Source organism: Achromobacter sp. ISS7 (assembly GCF_056523125.1).
Window position 1 is genome coordinate 5739044 of sequence record NZ_JAWRZD010000001.1, and the last position, 21221, is coordinate 5760264.

Annotated in this window: 13 protein-coding genes; 9 read left to right on the forward strand and 4 right to left on the reverse strand. The window is 71.5% G+C overall.

The genetic code is table 11. From position 1 onward, the window contains the following. Positions 1–37: 37 nt before the first annotated feature. From AC1HFW_RS26005 to AC1HFW_RS26020, 4 genes are all read right to left on the reverse strand, one after another. Positions 38–1735 (reverse strand): hydantoinase B/oxoprolinase family protein, encoded by a 1698-nt coding sequence (locus AC1HFW_RS26005; protein ID WP_479285655.1) that lies wholly within the window; start codon positions 1733–1735, stop codon positions 38–40. After that, on the reverse strand, positions 1732–3873 hold the full coding sequence (locus AC1HFW_RS26010; RefSeq protein WP_479285656.1) for a hydantoinase/oxoprolinase family protein: 2142 nt from the start codon (positions 3871–3873) through the stop codon (positions 1732–1734). The genes AC1HFW_RS26005 and AC1HFW_RS26010 overlap by 4 nt, the downstream gene beginning before the upstream one ends. A gap of 286 nt (positions 3874–4159) precedes the next feature. After that, entirely contained in the window at positions 4160–5011 is an 852-nt protein-coding gene (locus AC1HFW_RS26015) for a PA3715 family protein (RefSeq protein ID WP_479285658.1), read from the reverse strand. Positions 5012–5028: 17 nt separating this feature from the next. After that, positions 5029–7107: a DUF8189 domain-containing protein gene (locus tag AC1HFW_RS26020; RefSeq protein WP_479285659.1), complete on the reverse strand. Its 2079-nt coding sequence runs from the start codon at positions 7105–7107 to the stop codon at positions 5029–5031. A gap of 277 nt (positions 7108–7384) precedes the next feature. Between AC1HFW_RS26020 and AC1HFW_RS26025 the strand changes: the two genes are divergently transcribed. From AC1HFW_RS26025 to pdeM, 9 genes are all read left to right on the forward strand, one after another. Next, positions 7385–8053, forward strand: coding sequence for an RNA polymerase sigma factor (locus AC1HFW_RS26025; protein WP_006391187.1), 669 nt, complete (start codon positions 7385–7387; stop codon positions 8051–8053). Next, complete coding sequence (locus AC1HFW_RS26030; RefSeq protein ID WP_479285660.1) at positions 8050–9069, forward strand: FecR family protein; 1020 nt, start codon at positions 8050–8052, stop codon at positions 9067–9069. Before AC1HFW_RS26025 ends, AC1HFW_RS26030 begins: the two co-directional genes overlap by 4 nt. A 114-nt stretch (positions 9070–9183) precedes the next feature. Further along, positions 9184–11664: a TonB-dependent siderophore receptor gene (locus AC1HFW_RS26035; protein WP_479285662.1), complete on the forward strand. Its 2481-nt coding sequence runs from the start codon at positions 9184–9186 to the stop codon at positions 11662–11664. Between the two features lie 40 nt (positions 11665–11704). After that, positions 11705–13588 (forward strand): PepSY-associated TM helix domain-containing protein, encoded by a 1884-nt coding sequence (locus AC1HFW_RS26040; RefSeq protein WP_479285663.1) that lies wholly within the window; start codon positions 11705–11707, stop codon positions 13586–13588. Positions 13589–13678: 90 nt separating this feature from the next. Next, positions 13679–15316, forward strand: coding sequence for an ABC transporter ATP-binding protein (locus AC1HFW_RS26045; RefSeq protein WP_479285664.1), 1638 nt, complete (start codon positions 13679–13681; stop codon positions 15314–15316). A 136-nt stretch (positions 15317–15452) separates the two neighbouring features. Further along, the gene (locus AC1HFW_RS26050) at positions 15453–16457 is read left to right on the forward strand and encodes a ligase-associated DNA damage response exonuclease (protein ID WP_479285666.1); all 1005 of its coding nucleotides are present in this window, start codon (positions 15453–15455) and stop codon (positions 16455–16457) included. Between the two features lie 43 nt (positions 16458–16500). Then, positions 16501–18105 (forward strand): ATP-dependent DNA ligase, encoded by a 1605-nt coding sequence (locus AC1HFW_RS26055; RefSeq protein ID WP_479285668.1) that lies wholly within the window; start codon positions 16501–16503, stop codon positions 18103–18105. Next, positions 18102–20564: a ligase-associated DNA damage response DEXH box helicase gene (locus AC1HFW_RS26060; protein ID WP_479285669.1), complete on the forward strand. Its 2463-nt coding sequence runs from the start codon at positions 18102–18104 to the stop codon at positions 20562–20564. The genes AC1HFW_RS26055 and AC1HFW_RS26060 overlap by 4 nt, the downstream gene beginning before the upstream one ends. Continuing rightward, positions 20548–21213, forward strand: a complete 666-nt coding sequence (gene pdeM / locus AC1HFW_RS26065; protein ID WP_479285670.1) for a ligase-associated DNA damage response endonuclease PdeM — start codon at positions 20548–20550, stop codon at positions 21211–21213. Before AC1HFW_RS26060 ends, pdeM begins: the two co-directional genes overlap by 17 nt. Positions 21214–21221: the final 8 nt, after the last annotated feature.

Below are 21221 nucleotides of genomic sequence, written 5' to 3' on the forward strand. Positions count from 1 at the left end.
CCGGGGCGCGCCCGGGGCGATCGGGATAGACAGGCGCTCAGGCGCCGTTCTGCTGGTAGGCGTCGGCGGCCTGTTCCGCGCTGACCAGGCCGTAGCGCACGTCGCGTTCGACGCGCGCGGGGTCGCGCCGGGTCGGGTCGCCCAGGCCGCCGCCGCCCGGGGTGTGCACCACCAGGCGTTCGCCGGCCGGCACCAGCTGGCGGCCCTTGGCGCGCAGGCTGGGGCCGGAGGCCAGCCCCAGCGCGCCGCCGGCGCCGGCCTGTCCGCCGAGCGCGCCGCGGGCCGGATGCACCACGCGGTCGAAGGCGGCGGCGATGATCATGGCCGCCCGCGGATCGGCGTGGCGCACCACGATGGTCTGGCCGAGGCCGCCGCGCACGGCGCCCGGGCCGCCCGAGTCCGCGCGGTATTCCTTCTGCTCGAACACCAGCGGATTAGCGCTTTCCAGGATCTCCAGCGACACGTTGCGCACGCCGCTGGGGTACGAGGTGACGGACAGACCGTCCTTGCCGGGCCGCGCGCCGGTGCCGCCGGTGGAAAAGCTCACCGCGTTGAAGCGCGGGCCGGCCAGCAGCGCCTGCTGTTCCTCCTGCGTGGCGCCGGCCAGCGGCTCGCCGCCAACCAGGTGCAGGTTCCACAGCGACGAGGCGCCTTCGGCCGGCACCTGGTCGGGCCGTGCCTGGCGCAGCGCGCCGAACACGGCGTCGGGCAGCAGCTGGCCGATGATGTGGCGCGCCGTCACCGCGGCCGGGAAGCGGGCGTTCAGGATCGAGCCTTCCGGCGCGGCCACCTCCACCAGAGACAGCGAGCCGGCATTATTGGGCACGTCGGCGCCGATCAGGCAGCGGATGCCGAACGAGGTGTAGGCGTCGGTGTACGCCTTGACCACGTTGATGCCGCGCGCCACGCTGGGCGAGGTGCCGTCGAAGTCCACCAGGATCTTGCCATCCTGCACGGTCACGCTGGCCTGCAGCGTGATGGGCGCGTCGTAGCCGTCGATCACCAGCGTGTTGTGCCAGGTGCCTTGCGGCCATTCGGCGATGGCCTGGCGCATGGCCTGCGCCGATTGCTCGATGATGTAGCCGCCCAGCGATTCCAGGTCGGCCAGCTGGAACTCGGTCAGCAGCGACTTCAGGCGGCGGCCGCCGATGTCGTTGCAGGCCACCAGCGCGTACAGGTCGCCCTCGACCTGTTCCGGCTCGCGCACGTTGGCGCGGATGATGGCCAGCACGCCGGGGTCGACCTGGTGCTGGTGGAAGAAGCGCAGGATCGGCAGGAACAGGCCTTCGTGATAGATCTCCAGGCCGTCGGCGCTGCTGCCGATGCCGCCGATGTCGATCACGTGCAGGGTCGAGGCGAACAGCGCCACCAGCGCGCCGTCGTGGAACACCGGCGACACCATGGTCATGTCGAACAGGTGGCCGGTGCCTTTCCACGGGTCGTTGGTCAGCAGCACGTCGCCGTCCTTGAGCGTCTCCGGCGGAAACACCTTGAGGAAATGCTTGACCGATTCGGCCATGGCATTGACGTGGCCGGGCGTGCCGGTGACGGCCTGCGCGATCATGCGGCCGTCCGGCAGGAATACGCCGGCCGACAGATCGCCGGCTTCGCGCGTGGCGGTGCCAAAGGCCGAGCGGATCAGCACCTGGGCCTGTTCTTCCACCACCGACAGCAGGCGGTTCCAGGCCAGCTGGAAGCGGATGCGCTGCTGGGGGGTATGTTGCGGGGCGGTCATGCGGGGTCCTTTGCGGCGCGCGCGGCGGCCGCCTTGATGTCGTCCAGCACCAGCGAGCCGAGCCGGCTGCGCCGCGCCTCGAAGCCCGCGGGCACGAAAGTGGTGGTCTCGTCTTCCACGACCAGCGCCGGGCCGGCGAGCTTCTGCTCGGCGTCGAGCGCCTGGCGTTCGTAGGTCGGCACCTCGATCCAGTCGTTGCGGTCGAAGTCGTAGAGCCGGCGCGTGCCGGCCTGGCGCGCCGCCGTGGCCGGGCCGCTGGCGATGTGGTCCCGCGGCCGCGCGCGGCGTTCGCCGGCCTGGGCGGCGACCGACCAGCTGACGGCCTCGGGCGCCACGTGCGGCAGGCTGCGGCCATACAGCTGGGCGTAGCGCTCGGCGAAGGCCGCGCCCAGCCGCGCGCTGGCGGCGGCGTCGAAGGGGCCGTCCGGCAGCTCCACGGCAATCTCGTGGCCCTGGCCGCTGTAGCGCATGAAGACCACGCGCTTGTGGTGCAGCGGCGCGTGGGGCGCGGCGCGCCGCACCACGGTGTCGACCCCGGCGGTCAGTTCGTCCAGCAGGCGTTGCACCGCGGCATGGTCGATGTCGGCCAGGCGCTGGTGGAAGCTGCGCACCGCCTGGTAGGCGATCGGCGCCCACAGGAAGCCGACCGCCGACCCCACGCCGGCCGATTCCGGGATGATGACGCGGCCGATGCCGAGCTTGCGCGCCAGGCCGGCGGCATGCAGCGGCGCGGCGCCGCCAAAGGCGATCAGGGTGTGTTCCTCGGCCGCCTTGCCCAGCTCCGAGGCGTGCACGCGGGCGGCGTTGGCCATGTTCTCGCTGACCACCTCGATGATGGCCTGGGCGGCCTGCGGCGCGTCCAGCCCGGCCTGGCCGGCCAGGTGCGCCTGGATCGCCTGCCGCGCCAGTTCGGGCCGCAGGCCGACCTTGCCGACCGCGAAGCGTTCGGGCGTGACGGTGCCGATCAGCGCATGGGCGTCGGTGACGGTGGGCAGTTCGCCGCCGTTGCCATAGGCGGCGGGGCCGGGCGACGAGCCGGCGCTGTCCGGGCCGACCTGCACCACGCCCAGGTGATTGACGCGCGCGATCGAGCCGCCGCCGGCGCCGATCTCCACCATCTCGATCACCGGAATGCGGATCGGCAGGCCCGAGCCCTTCAGGTGGCGGTGCACGCGGCCGAATTCGAAGCTGCGGCTGACCTGCGGCTCGAAGTCGTCGATGTAGCAGATCTTGGCGGTGGTGCCGCCCATGTCGAACGACAGCGCGCGCGCCGTGCCGGTCTGTTCGGCGATGTGCTGGGCCAGGATCGCGCCGCCGGCCGGGCCGGATTCCACCAGCCGCACCGGTTCGTCGATGCCGGTCTGCAAGGTGGCGATGGCGCCACCCGAGGTCATCAGGAACGGCTCGTCGCGCAGCCCGCGTTGGCGCGCGGCCTCGTTCAGGCGGCGCAGGTAGCCGGACACCTGCGGCTGCACGTAGGCGTTGGCGCTGACGGTGGACAGGCGCGGATACTCGCGGATCTCGGCGCAGACGTCGGAGGACAGCGACACCCACAGCCGCGGCGCGTGTTGCTTCAGCAGTTCGCGGATGCGGCGTTCATGGCCGGGGTGGGCATAGCTGTGCAGCAGGCACACCGCCACGCTCTCGATGCCGGCGCGGGTCAGCTCGCCGGCCAGCGCGACCACCTGGGCCTCGTCCAGCGGCGTCAGCACCTGGCCATGCGCATCGACGCGCTCGGTGACGCCATGGCGCCAGGGGCGCGGCACCAGCGGTTCCGGCTTGTCCAGGAAGATGTCGTACTGCGCGAAGCGGTCTTCCAGGCCGATCTCGACCAGGTCGCGAAAGCCCGCGGTCGTCAGCAGCGCGGTGCGGGCGCCCTTGCGTTCGATCAGCGCGTTGGTGGCCAGCGTGGTGCCCAGGATCAGCAGGTCGACCCGCGGCCATGCCAGGCCGGCCTGGCCGAGCAGCTCTTCGATGCCTTGCAGCACCGCGGTTTCGGGCGCGTCGGGCGTGGTCAGCAGCTTGGCGGACCAGCGTCGCGGTTCCTGTTCGAGGACGATATCGGTGAACGTGCCGCCGACATCGACGGCAACGCGCACCGGCGCCGTCGAGGCGGACTCAGAGGGGGAGTGGGACATGTGGGCAGGGAAGGAAAAAGCGGAGGAGGTCACGCGGTGCGCCGCCAGGCGGGCTTTGCAAAAGACCGATCCTAAGCAGTCAGGCCCGCCGCCAGAAGGACGTTTTTCGCATGTCGATATGCGGATTTCGTGCCAGCCGGCCGTGGCGCCGGGTAATCTGGCAATCGGTGATTTGCTAATCGCCGATCTGTCGTTGCCCGCCGCGCGTCAGGCGGCGTGGCGGCCCCGGCCGCGCGGCACGACGGCGCAATGGCGTCGATGCGCGCGGCAGTCGGGAGCGGGCGTCTTATTGCTCGCCGTCGCGGTCCATCGAGCGCAATGGTTGGGGAATCGGATAGCGCTGGCCGTCGAATTTCAGCGTGCGCGGCGTCTTGCCCTTGTCGACGACTTTTTCCTCGCAATCGCCGCGGACCACGGCGGCCCGGCTCGACTCGTACGATTCGCTCGTGACGATGTCGCGGTAGCCTTGCGTGACCGTGTCGGCCATGGACAGGGTGACGGCGCGGCTGTTGAATCTTCCCGCGCAGTTGGTGTCCCATTCGCCGCCCGAGCGGCTGGCGGTCAAGCCATCCAGCACCATGGCCAGGCCCTTGGGGCCGATATCGAACAGGCGCAGGCTGGTCTCGTCGAAGGGATTGGCGCGCGAGGCGCCGACGCGAGAGATGCGCAGGCCGAAGGCGCGGCGGCCGGGCGCGAGGTCGTAGCGGGCGGTGTCGAAGGCCACGTTGGTCAGGCGCACCGCATCGTCCGACATCAGTCCTTCCAGCCGGATGTCGTGGCGGATTTTCAGGGAGGAACTGTCCAGCACCAGGAGGCGCAGGTCGCCCGTGTGGCCATCGTCCTGGTTGGGCGTGTCCTGCATCAGCGGAATCGCCGCGAGCAGAAGGCCCGGCTGGGCCGGCCAGGTCTTGCACGTGACGGCGAAGGGTTCGCCGTAGTCGGCCTCGGCGATGCGGATGACGATGTTGTCCTGTCCCAGGCGCAGGTTGCCTTCGCCGTCGGGGGCGGGCGCCTCGGGGTAGGCCATATGCACGATCGCCGCGGCCTGCGGGCAGGCGTCACGGGCGGCCTGCGCCGCGCCGGGGACGAGCCAGGCGGCCAGCGCCAGCGGCGCGGCCAGGACCAGATGACGGATCATGAGGGGGATCTCTTCGTTTATTGCACGTGGGTGGGCGTGGCGGCGCGCGAGGCCTGCGTCGGCAGCGCTTCCTGCGTCAGGGTGCCGGGTTCGGTGGCGGACGGCCGCACCACGACCGCGTTCTGGGCGTCGTTGGCGCCCAGCTTGGGCAGGTCGGCGGGCCGCGCGGCCAGGGTCGCGAACGGGCCGCCGCCGGTGGCGGGCATGCCGTCCAGCGTCAGGCTGGCCGCCCAGACGCCGTCGCGGCGCGACAGCACCTGGTAGCGCTGGGGGCCGCCGGCCATGCGCGCGACCACGTACAAGGTGCCGTCGATGAGGTGCAGGGCGGGCGGCGAGGCGGCCGCGGCGTCGAGCTTGGCCGGCTTGCCGTGTTCGACCAGCCAGAGCGGCCCGTCGGCGCGTTCCAGGATCGCCACGATCACGTTGCCCTGCGCATCGGCGTCGATGGCGGGGCGGCCGATGTAGGGCACGCCCAGGTCGGTCGGCGTGCTCCACTCCATGTCCAGGTCGGTGGTGTCGCCGGCTTCTTCCAGCCGCGTCAGGTGGTTGTTGGCGCGCTGGCGGAAATAGAGTTCGACGCGGTGCTCGTGGTTGCGGATCGCGGCCAGGCCGCCGGCGGCCTGGGGTGCCTGCACGCGGCGCCAGGAATGCCACTCGGGGCGCTGGCCCTTGCGCGCCGGCAGCTGGCGCGTGTAGAACAGCTGGCCGCCGCCGGCCGATGCGAACACGATGTAGCGGCCGTCGTCGCCGCGCACGACGGCGGGCGCGCCGGTGGCGCCGTCCAGCGGCGGCAGGCTCTGCCACGGGGCCCAGCTGCCGTCGATGCCGGACGGCGCGATCCAGTGCAGCAGGCCGTCGTAGCCGAGCGCCACCGCGGCGGCCTCGCCGCGCGGCGCCACGGCCGGGATCTGGCTGACGCGCACGCCGGCCAGTGGCTGCCAGCCCTGCCAGGTGCCGTCGTGGCGCTGCTTGTTGGCCCACACGCCGCCCAGGGGGTCGCGCGCCATCAGGCCGGCGGTGCCGTCGGCGTGGCCGAACGTGACCAGCGGGCCGCCGGTGCGGCCGCCCAGGCTCTGCCAGCGGCGCTGGCCCGCGTCCCAGCGGTTGGCGGCCGCGTTGGTTTCGCCGGCGGCGAACACCACCAGGCCGTTGCGGCCGTCCGGATAGATCTGCGGCGGCATGTCCTGGCGCGAGACGTAGTACGCGCGCTGCACCCAGGCGGCCGCGGGCCCGGCGGGCTCCTTGCAGCCGGTCGGGCCGGCGCAATAGTGATAGTCGTTCCAGGCGTAGTGCTGGAAGATCATCGATTTGCTGGCGATCTCGTTTTCAGCGAGGTTGCTGGCGCGTTCCTGGCTGGGGTAGTCGATGTAGCCGATCTCGGCGTAGTTGCCGGGCGCGCGCAGCATGGCGGCGCGCACCAGCCGCGCGCTGGCGATATGGTCGGGGTGCCCGTGGCCGGCGCAGCGCCAGCACAGTTGCGTGTAGGGCACGCTGATGGTGTCGTCCAGGTGCCGCACCGTGGTCGGCTGGTACTGGCGGATCAGCTCGGCCAGGGTGTCGATCAGCTGTTCGCGCGAGTAGACCTCCGGATACGGCCCCAAGGTGTCCACGGTCTGCCCCGGCTCCGATTCGGTGCGGCTCAAGGGCGTCAGGCTGCCCCAGCCCTTGCCCAGCCAGGGGTCCTTCAGGCGCAGGTGCCACAGCTGCACGCGCGGGTTGCCGGACAGGGTGAAACGCGCGATCTGGCGCTGGCCGGCATGGCCGGCGCTTTCCTTCCACAGGTCGGGCTGGTGCGCCATGTAGGCATAGGCCGCGCGCACGCCGCGCTCCCGGCCCAGCATGTAGGCGTCGCCCTCGCCGGCATCGCTGGCGGTCAGGTAGATCACCCGCACGCAGCCGCCCGCGGCGACGTTGGACGCGATGTCCGGATTCATGAACAGCAGGTCGTCATCCAGGTGGGCGACGACGGCCAGATCCTTGATGCCATTGCATTGCGCCAGGGTGGGGGGCGCGGCGAGCGCGGCGGAACTGGCCAGGCCGGCGAGCAGTAGCGCCCGGCCAAGGAAGGAAAGCAAGGTCGTGAGGATCCGCGTCAAAAGGGCGTCGCTCCGATAGGCATGGGTATGAAACTGCCGATTGCGGCCATCTTAGCAAGTCCGGTCCCAAGACCGGGCCGCATGGAGATTGAGAATAAATCTCAGTACAATGCTGCGGATTCCAACCCGCCCGCATCGCCTGCCCGCGACTCGCTGGCCAACCCGTCGGCACCGTGTTCGTCATTGCCTCCCCTCCTTGTCATCAGCGTCCGCTCCCGGCCTGTCCCGGCCGGGGCGGGCCATGCGTGGCGCGGGCACGGGCAACGGAGCGCGCGACATGAGCCGCAACCCCTTGCTGGCGTCCCGCGAGACGGCGCTGCCCGATGAGCCTGGCAACGACCATGACAGTGTCATCGCCAAGGCCTACGCACGCTGGCGGCTGCCGTTGCTGCGCGGCCTGGCGCGATTCAAGGGCAGCATCGGCAGCGCCGAGGACGCGCTGCATGACGGCGTCGTCAAATGGGTCGCGGCCAACCCGGCGCTGGATTCCGTCGACGAGCAGGGCGCCTATCTGCGCAAGACCGTGCACAACGGCGTGGCGGACGAGTTCCGCGAACGCGAGGCCGGCCGCCGCCTGCGCACCGTGTCGTTCGACGAGATCGCCGAGGACGCGCAGGGCTGGGCGGCGGACGAGGCATCCTGCCCGATGCGCGCGGCCGCCCACCAGCAGCGGTTGCAGCGGCTGGCCGAGGCCTTGCGGGAATTGCCCGAGCGCCAGCGCGAGGCCTTCGTGCTGAGCCGCTTCGACGGCTTGACGCAGGATGAAATCGCCGCGCGCATGGACATTTCCCGGCGCATGGTGGTCAAGCACCTGGCGCGCGCCATCGCCTACTGCGAGGTCCGGGTGCACTATGCTACGGTGGCCCAGATGCAGCAGATGCATCGGTTCGCCGCCGCCGACGGCGGCCCGGACAATAACAACAAGAGCGACGCCGCTCCGTCATGACCGATACCGCTTCCTCCGTCCCGCCCGACCTGCTGGCCCTGCATGAGGCGGCGGCCGAATGGCTCGTGCGCCGCCAGGATGCCAGTTGGTCGGCCGCGGACCAGCGCGACCTGGAGGCCTGGCTGGCGGCCGCGCCGGCGCACCGGCAGGTCTACGCGCAGGTGTCGCGCACCTGGCGAGACCTGGCGCAGACCCCCCGGCCGGCGCTGGCGTCGGAGCGCCCGTCGGCGGCGCCGCGTCGCGCCAGGCGACCGGGCGGCAGGTTCTGGTTGCCCGGCCAGCCGGCGTTTTCGCGCGCGCTGTTTGCCGCCTGTGCGGCGCTGGCCATCGCCGCGGGCGTGGGCGGATACCACTGGGCCAATACCCCCGACTACGTGCTGGACGTGCGCACCGTGGCGGGCGAGATGCGCCAGGTGGACCTGCCCGATGGCTCCCATGTCGCCTTGAACTTCGGCAGCACCTTGCAGGTGCGCTACTACCCCGGCCGGCGCGAGGTCGTGCTGGACCAGGGCGAGGGCTTTTTCGAGGTGGCGCCGGACAGCGGCCGCCCCTTCACCGTGGACGCGCGCCAAAGCCGCGTCACGGTGGTGGGCACGGCCTTCGACGTGCGCACCACGCCGGACGAGGTCTTCGTCAAGGTCCTGCATGGCCGGGTGCGGGTGCAACCCGATCGCCACAAGGGCGGCCAAGAGCTGTCGCTGGGAGCGGAGCAGGGCGTCGCCGTGGCCGCGGGCGCCACCGCCTACCAGGCGGTGGCCGTCGGGGCCGATGGCATCGGCGGCTGGCGCAACGGCCGCCTGGTGTACCGGCGCACGCCGCTGGCCGAGGTGGCGCAGGAAGTCGCGCAATACCTGGGCAAGCCGGTGACGCTGGGCACGCCGGGGCTGAAGGCCCTGCCGGTATCGGGCTTCGCCGCCACCAGCGCGCCGGCGGCGTTCCTGGAAGCCTTGCCCGACCTGCTGCCGGTGCGGGTGGCGCGCACGGCCGATGGCGGCTACCTGATCCAGCCCCGTTGAGCGGCCGCGCGCCGCCTGAAAAAATATTTTTCCACGCGGGTTCCCAATCCTGCCCTGAAATCCGTTTACCCCTGCAAGGCCGATAGCGGTCAACAACAGTGAGCGGGAGTGGGAATGGGACGGGGTACGTTGAAAAGCGCGCTGGCGGGCGGCGCGTTGACCGTGGGCATGCAGGCCAGGGCGTTGCCGATGCTGGTGGCGGGGGCGCTTGCCGTCCTGGCGGCGCCGGCGGCGCAGGCGCAACAACCGGCGGAGTCGGTGCAATTCAGCATTCCGGCGCAGCCGCTGGATCGCGCCCTGAGGCTGTTTTCGGAGCAGTCGCGGCACCAGGTGCTGTTCGATGAGGCCGTGGTGGCCGGGCACCAGGCGCCGGCCGTCAATGGCCGCCTTACGCCGCGCGAGGCGCTCGACCAATTGCTGGCGGGCACGCAGGTGCGCGTCAACAGCAGCCGGCCGGATGTGTTCACCCTGACCGCCGCCGCCAAGCCGGGCCAGTCCTCGAGCGATGCCGTGACGCTGCAGGCGGTGACCGTCAGCGGCGGCAGCCTGCGCGACCCCACCACCGAACTGACCGGGTCGTACACCAGCGGCGCGCTGACCATCGGCAAGATGACGCAGTCGATCCGCGAGACGCCGCAGTCGGTCAGCGTGATCACGCGGCAGCAGCTGGACGACAAGAACCTGACCACGCTGGACGAGGCGCTGGCCCAGACCACCGGCGTGACCAAGACGGCGCGCAACTTCGGCAACCACAAGTTCTCGATCCGCGGTTTCACGGTCGACGACAACAACTACCTGGTCGATGGCGTGGCCGGCATCGTCTACGCGCCGGTGGGCTGGCTGCCCATCGACACGGCGGTGTTCGACCGGGTCGAGGTGCTGCGGGGCGCGGGCGGGCTGATGCTCGGCTCGGCCGATCCCAGCGGCGCCATCAACATGGTGCGCAAGCGGCCGCGCGGCGAAGGCCACCTCGACATGAGCACCACCGCGGGGTCGTGGGACAACTACCGCATGGAAGTCGACGGCGGCGGGCCGATCAACGCTGCCGGCACGGTGCGGGGGCGGCTGGTCACGGCCTACCAGGACCGCCATTATTTCTACGATGGCACCAAGGCCAGGTCGCCGCTGTTCTATGGCGTGATCGATGCCGACGTCGGCCCGCGCACCACGTTGACGCTGGGCGCCCGCCACCAGGCCACTGATACCGATGGCTATTGGCTCTTCGGCCTGCCGCGCTACACCGACGGCGGCCCGCTGGACGTCAAGCGCTCGACCTCGCTGATCCAGGACTGGAACCGGCAGAATGGCGAGGTGAACGAGGTCTTCGCCGAAGCCGAGCACCGCTTCTCGACGGATTGGAAGGCGCGGCTGTCGGTCAACCGCACGGAGGTCGACCTGGACCAGCGCGTGGCCATTCCGATTGGCGGCGTGGACCGCGCCACCGGCCTGGGGCCCAGCTTCTACACCACCTACTTCAACCGCGCGAGCGTGCGCAGCGACGGCGTCGACCTGCACACCACGGGCAGTTTCCAGGCGCTGGGCGGCACGCACCAGCTGTTGCTGGGCGCCAGCTGGGCGCGCCAGCGCATCAACCAGAAGTCGGCGAGCCTGGATGCCGACATGCCGATCGATGTCTACAACCCCGACCATTCCGCGCTGCCCAAGCCGGCGCGTCCGGCCTGGGATTCCAAGGAAACGGCGCGCAACGAACAGGCCGCGCTGTACGGCAACATGCGGCTGCAACTGGCGGACCCGCTGCACCTGCTGCTGGGCGGCCGGCTCACCTGGCTCAAGTACCAATCCACCGACGGCCTGACGGGGAACAGGACGCGCGACTACGAGCAGAAGCATGAATTCACGCCGTATGCCGGCCTGGTCTACGACCTGAACTCGCAATGGTCGGTCTACACCAGCTACGCCGACATCTTCCAGCCGCAGAGCTCGTATGTGACGTCGTCCGGCTCGCCGCTGGATCCGGCCATTGGCGCCAACTACGAGGCCGGGATCAAGGGGGAACTCTACGGCGGCCGCCTGAACCTGTCGGCCGCGGTGTTCGCGGTCAAGAAGTCGGGCATCGCGGTGGTGGATGAGTCCAACCCGGGCGGTTGCACCGGGTCGCTTGCCTCGAACGACTGCTATCGCAACGGCAGCACGCTGCGCAGCAAGGGCTTCGAACTGGAAGCCAGCGGCGAGCTGTCGCCGGGTTGGCAGGTGATGGCCGGCTATACCTTCGTCACCAGCCGCGATGACGAGGGCGAGACGATCAGCGCCGAGACGCCGCGCCACCTGTTCCGCCTGTCGACCACCTATCAACTGCCCGGCCGCTGGAATGCCTTCAGCGTCGGCGGCGGCGTGTCGGCGCAAAGCGGCTACTCGTACCCGGCGTACGACGACACGTCCGTGCGCATGGGCGCGCCGGGCCGCGCGGTGTGGGACCTGCGCGCCGGCTATCGCATCGACAAGCACTGGAGCCTGGCCCTGAACGTGGCGAACGTGTTCGACAAGCACTACTACGGCATGGTGAGCCAGATCCGCCGCGGCAACCACTTCGGCGAACCGCGCAACGTGATGCTGACCCTGCGCGGCACGCTATGACGCGTCATGCGGCCCGCTGCCGGCCCTCGCGCGGGTCGGCATGAAGGCCGGCTTGCGCCAGAGCATGGCCTGGCTGCACACCTGGTGCGGCCTGGTCTGTGGTTGGCTGCTGTGCGCCATCATGTTCACGGGGACGCTCAGCGTCTTCCGCGAGCCGATCACGCGGTGGATGGAGGCGGCGCCCTTGCCCGCGATGGCCGCCGGCAGCCAGGCCGACCCGTTGGCGCATGCGACGCGCATCCTGGCGTCGCGCGCCGGCGGCGCGGCCGCCTGGGACATCGACTTGCCGGCGCGGCCAGGCCAGCCGTTGCGGCTGGCCTGGCATGGCGGCGACGGCCAGGAACATGAAGCCTGGATCGATCCGGCCAGCGGCGAGGAACGGGCGCCGCCGCAACTGCGGCAAACGGAAGGGGGGCGCCATTTCATGTCGTTCCACTACACCTTGCACGGCGGCCTGCCGGGCTACTGGCTGGTGGGGGCGATATCGCTGTGCATGCTGGTGGCGCTGGTGTCCGGGGTGGTGGTGCACAAGCGCATCTTCAAGGACTTCTTCACGTTCCGGCGCGGCAAGGGCCAGCGCAGCTGGCTCGATGCGCACAACGCCAGCGGCGTCCTGACGCTGCCGTTCCTGTTCATGATCTGCTACACCGGGCTGGCGTTTTTCTACACCAGTTACATGCCGTGGCCGCTGCAGGCCGTGTATGGCGCGGATGACGGCGCCTATCGCCGCTACCAGGCAGAGCTGAAGCCGGCGCCGCCGGCGCCGGCCAGCGCGGGGACCGGCCAGGACGCCGGATTGGCGCTGCGCGCCTTGGTGTCGCGGGCCCGGATGCTGACCGGACAGGAGGCAGACCGCATCGCGATCGAGCGCCCCGGCGCGGCCGGCGGCATCGTCCGCGTGTCGGGGCGCAGGGAAACGGGCGCGGCGCCGCGCCTGCTCACCCATGCCAGCCTGGTCGTGTTCGACGCGCGCAGCGGCGCGGTGCTCCAGGCCGTGCCCGCGTTCGAGCCGGGGCTGGCCGCCCATCACGTTCACGAGGCCATCGAAACCCTGCACAAGGCCGACTTCGGCGGCTGGAGCATGAAGTGGCTGTATTTCGTCAGCGGCCTGGCCGGCACCGCGATGGTCGCCACCGGTACGCTGCTGTTCGCGATCAAGCGGCGCAAGAAGAGCGAGCACGAGTTCGGCGCGGCGACGGCGCGGGTCTACCTGTGGGTGGAGGCGTTGAACGTGGCGGCGCTGGCTGGCATCGCCTTGGCGAGCATCGTGTATCTCTACGCCAACCGACTGATTCCCGCGGCGCTGGCGGGACGCGAGAGCTGGGAGATCCGGGCGTTCTTCCTCGCGTGGGCCGCGTCGTTGGCGCACGCCGGGTGGCGCGGGCCCCGACGCGCCTGGATCGGCCAGCTGGCCTTGGCGGCGTTGCTGTGCCTGGGCTTGCCGTTGCTGAACCGGGCAACCATGGGCCAGCATCTGTGGGCCTACGCCGAACGCGGCCTGATGCAGCAGGCCGCGCTGGAACTCACCGTGCTCGGGCTGGGCCTGGCCCTGGGCTACGCCGCCTGGGCGGTGCGGCGCGGCTGGGGGCATGCCGCCCCGGCGCCGGCGAACGCGCGTCGGCCCGCCGCCGGCCCGAACCCGCCCACGGCGGCCCACCGGTGGCAGGTCGGGAGCCGCGTGCTGGCGGCTTCGGTGGGCGGCTATGGCGTGTCGGCGCTGGCGCTGTCGTGGCTGGCGCTGGCGTTGCCGGCGGCGGGCGTGTCGCCGGCCGTGGCGGTGCTGGCGGCGACGCTGGCAAGCTTTGTCCTGTATCCGTTGATCGTGCTGGGGGTGTTCAGCGCCCGCAGCGCGGGACGGGCGTGGGGCGCCCTGGCGCTGGTCGGCGCGCTATGCACGGCGCTGTTGCTGGGGTGGCGCGCCTAGCGTCGCGGCGGACCGGGTTGCATCATCAGGCATTTGCTAATCGCCGATCTGTCGTTAGCCGCCGTGCCGCGCGGGCTTAGCATCGGCGCCATGACCGAACTCCTGCGCATCCAGAACCTCACCGTCGACCTGCCGGCAGGCGCCGACCGGCGCCACGCGATCCATGACCTGTCGTTGTCCATCCAGGCGGGCGAGATCGTCTGCGTGGTGGGCGAAAGCGGCTCGGGCAAGTCCCTGACCGCCGGCGCCATCCTCGGCCTGTTGCCGCAGGGCGTGCGCGCCAGCGGCGGGCAGGTGCTGTGGGAAGGCCAGGACCTGCTGCAACTGTCGCCCGCGGCCATGCGCCGCTTGCGCGGCCAGCGCATCGGCATGATCTTCCAGGAACCGATGACGGCGCTCAATCCGCTGCGCACCATCGGCGACCAGATCGGCGAGGTCTTCCGCACCCACACGCGCTTGCCCGGCACCGAGATCCGGCGGCGCACGCTGGGGTTGCTGGATTCCGTGCGCCTGCCCGATCCGGCCCATGCATTCAGCGCCTATCCGCACGAACTGTCCGGCGGTCAGCGCCAGCGCGCCATGATCGCCATGGCGCTGGCGCTGGAGCCGGCCCTGCTGATCGCCGACGAGCCGACCACGGCGCTCGACGTCACCACGCAGGCGCAGATCCTGCACCTGATCCACGACCTGCAACGCCGCAAGGGCACCGCGGTGCTGTTCATCACCCATGACTTCGGCGTGGTGGCCGAGATCGCCGACCGCGTCGCCGTCATGCAGCGCGGCGAACTGGTGGAAAGCGGCCGCGCCGACGAGGTGCTGGGGCATCCGCGCCATCCCTATACCCGCGCCCTGATCGCGGCCGTGCCGCCCTTGTCGCCGGCGGCCGCGCGCGCGCCGGCCACGCCGGACAAGCCGGCCATCCTCACCACGGCCGGCTTGTCCAAGACCTACCGCAAGCGCGGCTGGTTCGGCCAGCCGGGGCGGGTGACCCACGCGCTGGACGGCGTGTCGCTGACGCTGCGCGAAGGCGGCACCCTCGGCATCGTCGGCGAAAGCGGTTCTGGCAAGTCCACCCTGGCGCGCACGCTGCTGGGGCTGCTGCCGCCGGATGCCGGCGCCGTCACGCTGGCCGGCGAATCGCTGGCGTTCAAGGGCGCGGCCGCGCGCCGCGCGCACGCGCGGCGGGTGCAGATGGTGTTCCAGGATCCCTATGGCTCGCTCAACCCGCGCCAGCGCGTCGGCGAGATCGTCGCGCGCGGCCCCATCGTGCATGGCATGCCGCGGCGCGAGGCCTGGGCCCAGGCGCGGGAATTGTTCGAACTGGTCGGCCTGTCGCCGGACGCGGTCAACCGCTATCCGCACGAGTTCTCGGGCGGACAGCGCCAGCGCGTCGGGCTGGCGCGGGCCTTGGCGATGCGGCCGCGCGTGCTGATCGCCGACGAACCGGTGTCGGCGCTGGACGTCTCGGTGCAGGCGCAGGTGCTGGCGTTGCTGGCGCGCCTGCGCGAGCAGTTGGGGTTGTCGATCCTGTTCATCACCCACGACCTGCGGGTCGCGGCGCAGGTCTGCGACCACGTCGCCGTCATGAAGGATGGCAAGGTGGTGGAAGAAGGCCCGTGCGCCGAGGTGTTCGGCCGGCCGTCGCATGCCTACACCCGGGCGCTGCTTGCGGCGGTGCCGGGGCGGGGCTGGAATCCCGCCGAGGTCGCCGCGCAACGGGCGGCATAGCGATCGTGGCAGGGCGGCCGACGCGGGGGCGGGAAAAGACGTAACAGCCCGCGCGACGTTCGGGGTATAACCGACGGATACAGCGCCACGGCTCACGCGTCCCGCGCGAGCCGCGGCCATCCGAGCGGGAGCGCCCATGGCCGACATCGTCCAATTGCATCCTGAGGGCCTGTACTGCGCCGCGGGCGGGTTCTACATAGACCCCTGGCGTCCGGTGGACGTCGCCGTCCTCACGCATGGCCACGGCGATCACGCCCGGGTTGGCATGGGGTGCTATCACACCAGCGCCGAAGGCCTGCCGATCCTGCTGTGGCGGCTGGGGCGGCAGGACTATCGCGTGCACGCGTACGGCGAGCCGTTCACGCTGGGCCGGGCGCGGGTCTCGCTGCATCCGGCGGGCCACGTGCTGGGGTCCGCGCAAGTGCGCATCGAAGTCGATGGCCAGGTCTGGGTCGTCTCCGGCGACTACAAGCGCCAGCCGGATCCCACCTGCACGCCTTTCGAGGTGGTGCCATGCGACACCTTCATCACGGAAGCCACCTTCGGCCTGCCGATCTACCGCTGGCCGGACACCGCCGAGGTGGCGCGCGACATCGTCCTATGGCGCGACCATTGCGCCGCGCGCGGCGACGCGGCCATTCTCTATTGCTATGCGCTGGGCAAGGCGCAGCGGGTGCTGGCCGAACTGATGCCTTTCGTCGACCGCCCGGTCTACCTGCATGGCGCGATTGCCGCGGGGGTGGACGTCTACCGCGAGGCCGGCATCGCGCTGCCCGACACGCGCCTGGTCATCGACGCGGACGGCGTGCCGGCGGCCGCGGGCACGGGATTTGCTGGCGAGCTGGTGCTGGCGCCGCCCTCGGCCGCCGGCAGCGCGTGGCTGCGGCGCTTTCGCAAGGCGCAGCATGGCTTCGCGTCCGGCTGGATGCGGCTGCGCGGCAATCGGCGCCGGCGCAACATGGATCGCGGCTTTGTCGTATCGGACCATGCGGACTGGCCCGACCTGCTGCGCACCATCCACCAGACCGGCGCGCGGCGCGTCATCGCCACGCATGGCGACACCGATGCGCTGGTGCGCACCTTGAATGAAGCGGGCGTCGCCGCCGAGACGCTGGCCACGCAGTACGGCGAAGACGATTAGGGCCGGCGCGCTTTTTCGGATCGACAGGGGAACGGACGCAGGCATGAAGCGATTCGCGGCGTTGTATCAGGAACTGGACCGCAGCACCGCCACCTTGGACAAGCGCGCGGCGCTGGTGGCGTACTTCCGCGATGCGCCGCCGCGCGATGCGGTGTGGGCGCTGTACCTGCTGGCCGGCGGCAAGATCACCAGCGCGCGCCGCAAGATCGCGGCGGTCGGCGAACTGCGCGCCTGGGCCGCGCTCGCGTCCGACACCGCGCCCTGGCTGGTGGATGCCTGCTACGACCAGGTGGGCGACCTGGCCGAAACGCTGGCGCTGCTGGTCCCCGATCCCGCCCAGGCGGGGCCCGAGCGCGGCCTGGCGGATTGGATCGAGGAAATCCTGGTGCCCATCGCCAATCGCGACGAGGCCGAGCGCCGCGAGGTCATCGTGGCCGCGTGGCGGGGGCTGCCGTACATCGAACGCCTGGTCTTCAACAAGCTGCTGACCGGCGCCCTGCGCGTCGGGGTGTCGCAACGGATGGTGCAGCAGGCGCTGGCGGAGATGTCGGGCGTGCCCATCGCCCGGATCGCGCAGCGCATGCTGGGAGCGTGGTCTCCCAGCCCGGCATTCCTGCGCGACCTGCTCAGCGCCGACGAACTGCCCGGAGACCGGCAGCAGCCTTATCCCTTCTTCCTGGCCTCGCCGCTGGAGGGCGAGCCGGCCCTGCTGGGCCCGATAGGCGACTGGCTGCTCGAATGGAAATGGGACGGCATCCGCGCGCAGCTGATACGGCGGCGCGGCGAGGTGGCGCTGTGGTCGCGTGGCGAAGAGCGCCTGGACGGCCGTTTTCCGGAAGTGGAGGCCGCCGCGGCCGCGCTGGGGGTGGATTGCGTCATCGACGGGGAACTGCTGGCCTGGCACGACGACACCGCCAGCCCCATGCCGTTTTCCGCCTTGCAGACCCGAATCCAGCGTCTCAAGCCCGGGCCCCGATGGCTGGCCGAGGCGCCAGTGCGGATGTTGGCCTACGACCTGCTGGAGCTGGACGGCGCCGACTTGCGCGACCTGCCGCAGACCGAGCGTCGCGCGCGGCTGGAGGCCCTGTTGCGCATGCACCCGGACCCGCGCCTGCGGCTGTCGCCGCTGGTGGCGCCGGCAAGCTGGGACGAGGCGCGCGCGCTGCGGGCGCAATCGCGGGAACGCGGCGTGGAAGGCTTCATGCTCAAGCGCGCCGGCGCGGCGTACCAGGCCGGCCGGCGCCGTGGCGACTGGTGGAAGTGGAAGATCGATCCGCTCACCATCGACGCGGTGCTGCTGTATGCGCAGTCCGGCCATGGCCGCCGCAGCACGCTCTACACCGACTACACCTTCGGCCTGTGGGAGGGCGATGCGCTGGTGCCCATCGCCAAGGCCTATTCGGGCCTGGACGACAAGGAAATCCTGGCGCTGGACCGCTGGCTGCGCGCCCACACGCGCGAGCGCTTCGGCCCGGTGCGCTCGGTCGACCCGGTGCAGGTGTTCGAGCTGGGGTTCGAGGGCGTCAACCTGTCCAAGCGGCACAAGTCCGGCGTGGCGGTGCGCTTTCCCCGGATCCTGCGCTGGCGGCACGACAAGCGCGCCGACCAGGCCGACCAGCTGGCCACCCTGAAGGCGCTGGCGCGATGAGCGCCGCGCGCCGGGACCGGGAGGCGCCGCTGGCGGCGTGGTTCGCCGCGCGCGGCTGGAAGCCCGCGCCGTTCCAGCGCGAAACGTGGCGGCGCTATCTGGACGGAGAATCGGGCCTGCTGCACACGCCCACCGGCAGCGGCAAGACCTTGGCGGCATTCGGCGGTCCGCTGCTGGAGGCGCTGGCCGATGACGCGCCAGCGCCTGCGGCGGCGGGCGAGGGTCCGCGGGTGCTGTGGGTCACGCCGCTGCGCGCGCTGGCCGCCGACACCACCCGCGCCCTGGCGCAGACGGCCGCCGACCTGGGCGTGGCGTGGACGGTGGCGCTGCGCACCGGCGACGCCAGCGCCCGCGACAAGCGCCTGGCGCGGCAGGGCAAGGCGCAGGTGCTGGTCATCACGCCGGAGTCCCTGGCGCTGCTGCTGTCCTACGCCGACGCGTCGCTGCGCTTTCGCGCCCTGCGCTGCATCGTGGTGGACGAATGGCATGACTTGCTGGGCAACAAGCGCGGCGTGCTGCTGCAGCTTTGCCTGGCGCGCCTGCGGCGCCAGTCGCCCGGGGTGCGGACCTGGGGCCTGTCGGCCACGCTGGGCAACCTGGACGAAGCCCGGGCCGTGCTGCTGCCCCATGCGCCCGACAGCGCGCTGGTGGCGGGCGCGCGGCCGCGCAGGATCCAGATATCGACACTGCTGCCCGGACACGGCCGCGCGCTGCCGTGGGCCGGGCATCTGGGGCTGTCCCAGCTGGAGCGCGTATTCAAGCGCCTGTTCGACGTGCGCGCGACGCTGTTGTTCACGAACACCCGGGCGCAGGCCGAGCTGTGGCACCGCGCCCTGGAATCCATCTGGCCCGAAGACCCCGCCACGCTGGCGCTGCACCACGGCTCGCTGGACCCGCGGCTGCGCGCGGCGGTCGAGCAAGGCCTGCGCGACGGCACGGTGCGCTGCGTGGTGGCCACGTCCAGCCTGGACCTGGGCGTGGATTTCCCGGCCGTGGACCAGGTCCTGCAGATCGGCAGCCCCAAGGGCGTGGCGCGCCTCTTGCAGCGCGCCGGCCGCGCCAGGCACCGGCCGGGAGAGTCGGGCAACGTGGTCTGCGTGCCGGCCCAGGCGCTCGAACTGATCGAGTACGCCGCCGCCCGCCAGGCGATCGCGCGCGGCGAGATCGAGTCGCGGCCGCCGCCGGTCGGCAGCCTGGACGTGCTGGCCCAGCATGCCGTCACGCTGGCGCTCGGCGGCGGATTCGACGCCGACGAGCTGTACCGGGAAATCCGCGGCACCCACGCCTACGCCGCGCTCGACGCCGCGACGTGGCGCGCCGTGCTGGACTTCATCGTGCAGGGCGGCCGCGCGCTGGCGAAGTATCCGGACTACCAGCGCGTGGTGCGCGATGAAGACGGACGCTACCGCGTGCACGACCGGCGCGTCGCGTTCCGTCATCGGCTCTCCATTGGCACCATCACCGCCGATGGCGCGGTGGCGGTGAAATACCTGCGCGGCGGCGGCCTGGGCTCGGTCGAGGAGGGGTTCCTGTCCCGCCTGCGGCCCGGCGACAGGTTCCAGTTCGCCGGCCGCACGCTGGAACTGGTGCGGCTGGAAGGCATGACCGCCTACGTGCGCCGCGCCAAGGGCGGCGACGGCCCGGTCGCGACCTGGCAGGGGGGGCGGATGCCCCTGTCGACGCAGCTGGCCAGCGAGGTGGAACGCCTGTATTCGCATCCCGGCCCGCATCCGGAGATGCGCGCGGTCGCGCCGCTGCTGCGGATCCAGGCGCAGGCCAGCGCATTGCCGGATCACGGCCGGCTGGTGGCCGAGCGGATCGGCACGCGGCGCGGCATGCATCTGTTCCTGTTCCCGTTCGCCGGCCGCGCCGTGCACGAAGGCATCGCGGCCATGATCGCGCTGCGCTGGGGCCGGCTGCAGGCCAATACGATTTCCTACACCGTCAACGACTACGGGCTGATGCTGACGCTGGCCGAGCCCGCCGCGCTGGATGACGCGTTGCTGCGCCGGCTGCTCAGCCCCGCCAACATGGCCGACGATCTGCGCGATGGCGTCAACCTGGGCGAAATGGCGCGCCGGCAGTTCCGCGAGATCGCGCGGGTGGCGGGCCTGCTGACGCCGTCGCTGCCCGGCCAGGCGGCGCGTTCGCTGCGCCAGGTCCAGGCGTCCAGCGGCCTGCTCTACGACGTCCTGCGCCGCTACGACCCGGACCACCTGCTGCTGGCGCAAGCGGAGCGGGAGGTCTTCGAACTGCAACTGGAAGCGCCGCGCCTGTTGGCGGCGCTGCACGACTGCCAGCGGCGCGAGCTGCTGCTGCGCGAGCCGCGGGCGCTGACGCCGCTGTCGTTCCCGCTTTGGACGGAAAGCCTGCGCGGGCAGCTGAGCACCGAGACCTGGCAGGCGCGGGTCAGGCGCGCCGCGGCGCAACTGGAGAAGCGCTATGAGCGGATCGCCTGAAGCGGCGCTGGCGGTGGCGCTCGCGGGCGAACCCATGACGCTGTTGGGAGAGCGGGCGCTGTTCTGGCCCGCCCGGGCGCGATTGATCATCGCCGACCTGCACCTGGGCAAGAGCCATGTCTTCCGGCGGGCGGGGATCGCGGTTCCCAGCGGCGCCACGCGCGGCGACCTGGATCGCCTGGCGGGCCTGGTCGCGCACACGGCGGCCCGTGAATTGTGGATCGTGGGGGACGTGCTGCACGGACCCTCCACGCAGGCGGCCTGGCGAGACGCCTGGTCGGGTTGGCGGCGGCAACATGCCGCGCTGGACGTCGCCGTGCTGGCGGGCAACCATGACCGCGCCCTGGATGGCGCCGCCCTCGACGTGCGGCAGCTTGGCGAGGCCTGCGTCGACGGCCCGTTCCAGTTCAGCCATATCCCGCGTGCGGGCGCGGACGGCCGGCATGTGATTGCGGGGCACGTGCATCCGAAAACCGCCGTGCCGGGGGTGCCGCGCAGTTGGCCGGCGTTCTGGCTGCGCGAAGGCATCACGGTCCTGCCGGCGTTCTCGGACTTCACCGGCGGCCACGCCGTGGGCGGCGCCGACGGCGGGCGGATCGTCGCCTGCGTGGAAGGCGTCCCGATCCCCGTGCCAGGACGCCTGCGTTGAGGTTTCCA

Excerpts from the sequence above, each read along its gene's own strand:
- AC1HFW_RS26025 (WP_006391187.1), top strand. The coding sequence starts at position 7,385 with ATGAGCCGCAACCCCTTGCTGGCGTCCCGCGAGACGGCGCTGCCCGAT.
- AC1HFW_RS26050 (WP_479285666.1), top strand. The coding sequence starts at position 15,453 with ATGGCCGACATCGTCCAATTGCATCCTGAGGGCCTGTACTGCGCCGCG.
- AC1HFW_RS26010 (WP_479285656.1), bottom strand. The coding sequence starts at position 3,873 with ATGTCCCACTCCCCCTCTGAGTCCGCCTCGACGGCGCCGGTGCGCGTT.
- AC1HFW_RS26040 (WP_479285663.1), top strand. The coding sequence starts at position 11,705 with ATGAAGGCCGGCTTGCGCCAGAGCATGGCCTGGCTGCACACCTGGTGC.
- AC1HFW_RS26015 (WP_479285658.1), bottom strand. The coding sequence starts at position 5,011 with ATGATCCGTCATCTGGTCCTGGCCGCGCCGCTGGCGCTGGCCGCCTGG.
- AC1HFW_RS26005 (WP_479285655.1), bottom strand. The coding sequence starts at position 1,735 with ATGACCGCCCCGCAACATACCCCCCAGCAGCGCATCCGCTTCCAGCTG.
- AC1HFW_RS26030 (WP_479285660.1), top strand. The coding sequence starts at position 8,050 with ATGACCGATACCGCTTCCTCCGTCCCGCCCGACCTGCTGGCCCTGCAT.
- AC1HFW_RS26060 (WP_479285669.1), top strand. The coding sequence starts at position 18,102 with ATGAGCGCCGCGCGCCGGGACCGGGAGGCGCCGCTGGCGGCGTGGTTC.
- pdeM (WP_479285670.1), top strand. The coding sequence starts at position 20,548 with ATGAGCGGATCGCCTGAAGCGGCGCTGGCGGTGGCGCTCGCGGGCGAA.
- AC1HFW_RS26045 (WP_479285664.1), top strand. The coding sequence starts at position 13,679 with ATGACCGAACTCCTGCGCATCCAGAACCTCACCGTCGACCTGCCGGCA.
- AC1HFW_RS26055 (WP_479285668.1), top strand. The coding sequence starts at position 16,501 with ATGAAGCGATTCGCGGCGTTGTATCAGGAACTGGACCGCAGCACCGCC.
- AC1HFW_RS26035 (WP_479285662.1), top strand. The coding sequence starts at position 9,184 with ATGGGACGGGGTACGTTGAAAAGCGCGCTGGCGGGCGGCGCGTTGACC.